This window comes from Pontiella sp. (genome assembly GCF_041622395.1).
Taxonomy (GTDB): domain Bacteria; phylum Verrucomicrobiota; class Kiritimatiellia; order Kiritimatiellales; family Pontiellaceae; genus Pontiella.
On record NZ_JBFJYW010000377.1, the window covers coordinates 1 to 3,074 of the forward strand.

Here is a 3,074-nt window from a genome sequence, read left to right on the forward strand (position 1 = left end):
ATGGGCTTTCAGGGATTCGGCTACACGCTGGCATTGCGCGCGTTGGTGCACCACCTGGAACGTTAGCCGCAAGCGGCCGCTCGGCGGAACCGCCGGAAGGCGGGACTACGGCTTTTTCCTGACGACGAGCTTGCGGAAGGCTTCGTCGAAAATCTGCAGGTCGGGAATATTGCGCTCGAGGCGACGTGCCATGTCTTCGATCACCTGCATGGCCTGCAAGGCCGTGGCCTGCGTATGACGCTTGGCCTGTTCGGCCAAAACCGAAAGCCGGTCGCGGTAGATCAGTTCGTCCGAACCGACCCCCGACGCGAGCATCAGCACATCGCGATGCCAATCGAGCATGACGCGAAAGACATCGGCCTGCACTTCCTTGAGACGCGCATTGATGCGGGCATCGAGAATGTCCTTGAGCTTGGATTCATCCAACGCCTCGTCGGCCCGATCCAATTCCCCCTCCACCGCATCGGCGATCCCGGCCTTGACGACATCGAACAGGGCTTTGAGCTGGCTGGCGAGGCGCGCCGCACCGAGCCCGCCCGTCGGCGGCAACTCGTGGAGGATGCCCATCAACGGAGCATGCCAAACCTGATCCATCGCGTCGGCCTGCCCCTCGGAAAGCACGATCTTCTGGCAGCGGGAAATGATGGTCGGGAGCAACCCCTGCGGCGAATCGGTGACCAGCAACAGGATGGTATTTTTCGGCGGCTCCTCGAGCGTTTTGAGCAAAGCGTTTTCCGAGTTGTTGTTCATGCAGTCGGCACAAAGAACAACGCCGGCCTTCCAGCCGCCCTCGAACGAGGTTTGCGTCATGCGCCGGATCAGCCCGCGCACATCGTCGGCCAGGATTTGGCGCGACTTGCTCTGCGGCTCGATCCAAAGGGTGTCGACATGCTTGTGCGATTCCACCTGGCGACAGGCGACGCATTCGTTGCAGGGCTTTTGAGCCGACTCGCAAAAGAGCAACTTCAGAAACGATTCGGCGAACTGCAAGGCGTTGCCGCGCGGCGAGCCGACAATGACATAGGCGTGCGCCAAGCGCCCGGTTTCGTAGCCATTGCGAATGCCCGCCCACGCATCGGCATAAAGATCTACCACGCCCATGTTCAAAGCAGCGCCTCCTTCACGGCGGACCAGACGGCGGCTTCGACCGCGTCAATGGTGCGATGGGCATCGACGACGCGGAAGCGCGCCGGCTCGCGGTCGGCCAGCTTGCGGTAGCCGTCGCGCACCCGGTGATGGAATTCGCGCGCTTCGCGTTCGAAGCGGTCGTGCGACTCTTCGCTATCGGAATAGCGCTCTTCCAAACGGCCGAATCCCGCCTCGATATCGAGGTCGAGCAAAAGGGTGAGGTCGGGTTTGCGCTCGTAGATGGCAAACGTGTTGATGGCGTCGAGGGTGGCGAGGTCCATCCCCCGGGCAAAACCTTGATAAGCCATGGTGGAATCGATGAAGCGGTCGCACAGCACCCAACCGCCGCGTTCGACGGCCGGCAAAATAACCCGGTCCATCAGCTGCGCGCGGCTGGCGGTAAAGAGCAGGAGCTCGGCGCGGTCGGCAAGGGGTTCCCCGGCCGCGTCGTGCTGCAAGAGATTGCGGATCTGCTCGCCCGTCGCGGTACCGCCGGGCTCGCGGGTGCAGAGCACCTCGATTCCCTGCCCTTCGAGCTTTTCGGCAAGCAGGCGGATTTGCGTGGATTTCCCGCTGCCTTCCGGCCCTTCGAATGTGATCAGTTTTCCAGACATAATTCGCCCCCGTTGGAAGCCCCTCCGCAACGGCGGTCCTACAGCTTCCGAAGCTTGGGGCCTTCGGGGGTGTCTTTCACGGTCCAGCCAAGTTCGGCCAAGCGATCGCGGATGCGGTCGGATTCCGCCCAATCCTTGTCGGCGCGGGCCTGGGTGCGGGCCTCGAGCAACCCCGCGACTTCCGCGGGAGCCGCTTCCTCCTGCGGGACGAGGAACCCGAGCACGGTGTCGAGTTCCTTCCACAGATCGATCACCGCGAGCGCCTGTGCGCCCGAGAGCGGGGTTTCGACCATGGCCTTGTTACCCGCATGAACGGCATCGAAAATGGCGGCCATTGCGCCGGAAATATTCATGTCGTCGTCCATGGCCGCAACGAATTTGGAGCGGCACGGCTTGGCCCATTCCGGCAACTCGCCGCGTTGGGTTTCGGTTCCGACGGCTTCGGTGACGGTGGCGAAGAATTCATCGAGACGCTTGAGCGCGGCGCGGTTGGCGTCGAGCGACTTGAAGGCAAAGTTGAGCGACTGGCGGTAGTGCGACGAGAGGAGCTCGTAGCGGACTTCGCGCCCCGAGTAGCCCATGTCGAGAATCTCGCGCAGGGTATAGAAGTTGCCGGCGGACTTGGACATCTTGGCGCCGTTCACGACGAGATAGCCGCAATGCATCCAGTATTTGGAATACGGCTTGCCGGTGGCGGCTTCCGACTGGGCAATTTCGTCTTCGTGGTGGGGAAAGATATTATCCACTCCACCCGTATGGATATCGAAGCTATCGCCCAGCAGCTTCATGCTCATGGCCGAACACTCGATATGCCAGCCGGGGCGCCCCTTGCCCCACGGAGAATCCCAGACCACCTCGCCGTCTCCGGGAACGTATGCTTTCCAGAGGGCGAAATCGGCGGCGTTGTCTTTGTCGTACTCGTCTTGGTCGACGCGCGCCCCCGCCTGCATCCCTTCACGGTCAAGATGGGCGAGCTTGCCGTATTCGGCAAACTTGTCGATGCTGTAGTAGACCGATCCGTCCTCGGACTGGTAGGCGTAGCCCTTTTCGAAAAGCACCTCGATAATGGCGATCATTTCCGCGATGTAATCGGTCGCCGCCGGATAGTGTTCGGCCGGCTCGATATTGAGCTTGGCCAAATCGGCGAAGAAGGCATCGATATATTTCTTGGTGTATTTCTTCAGCGGCAGGCCCTGCTCGATCGAGGAGCGGATGGTTTTGTCATCGACGTCGGTGAGGTTTTGGACCTGGGTGACCCCGAAACCGCAGAACTTGATGTATCGGCGGAGCAGATCCTCGAACATGTAGGCCCGGAAGTTGCCGATGTGGGCG

3 protein-coding genes are annotated in these 3,074 nt (G+C 61.4%); all 3 read right to left on the bottom strand.

The window, feature by feature from the left end:
• Nucleotides 1-105: 105 nt before the first annotated feature.
• The gene (locus tag ABYO54_RS15715) at nucleotides 106-1,101 is read right to left on the bottom strand and encodes an ATP-binding protein (RefSeq protein ID WP_372809178.1); all 996 of its coding nucleotides are present in this window, start codon (nucleotides 1,099-1,101) and stop codon (nucleotides 106-108) included.
• A gap of 2 nt (nucleotides 1,102-1,103) precedes the next feature.
• Entirely contained in the window at nucleotides 1,104-1,742 is a 639-nt protein-coding gene (gene tmk, locus ABYO54_RS15720) for a dTMP kinase (RefSeq protein WP_372809179.1), read from the bottom strand.
• A gap of 38 nt (nucleotides 1,743-1,780) precedes the next feature.
• A partial coding sequence (gene cysS, locus ABYO54_RS15725) for a cysteine--tRNA ligase (RefSeq protein WP_372809180.1) occupies nucleotides 1,781-3,074 on the bottom strand: 1,294 nt, incomplete at its 5' end.

What these genes read in the sequence shown, in the direction of transcription:
- tmk (WP_372809179.1), bottom strand. Translation starts at nt 1,742, where the DNA reads ATGTCTGGAAAACTGATCACATTCGAAGGGCCGGAAGGCAGCGGGAAA.
- ABYO54_RS15715 (WP_372809178.1), bottom strand. Translation starts at nt 1,101, where the DNA reads ATGGGCGTGGTAGATCTTTATGCCGATGCGTGGGCGGGCATTCGCAAT.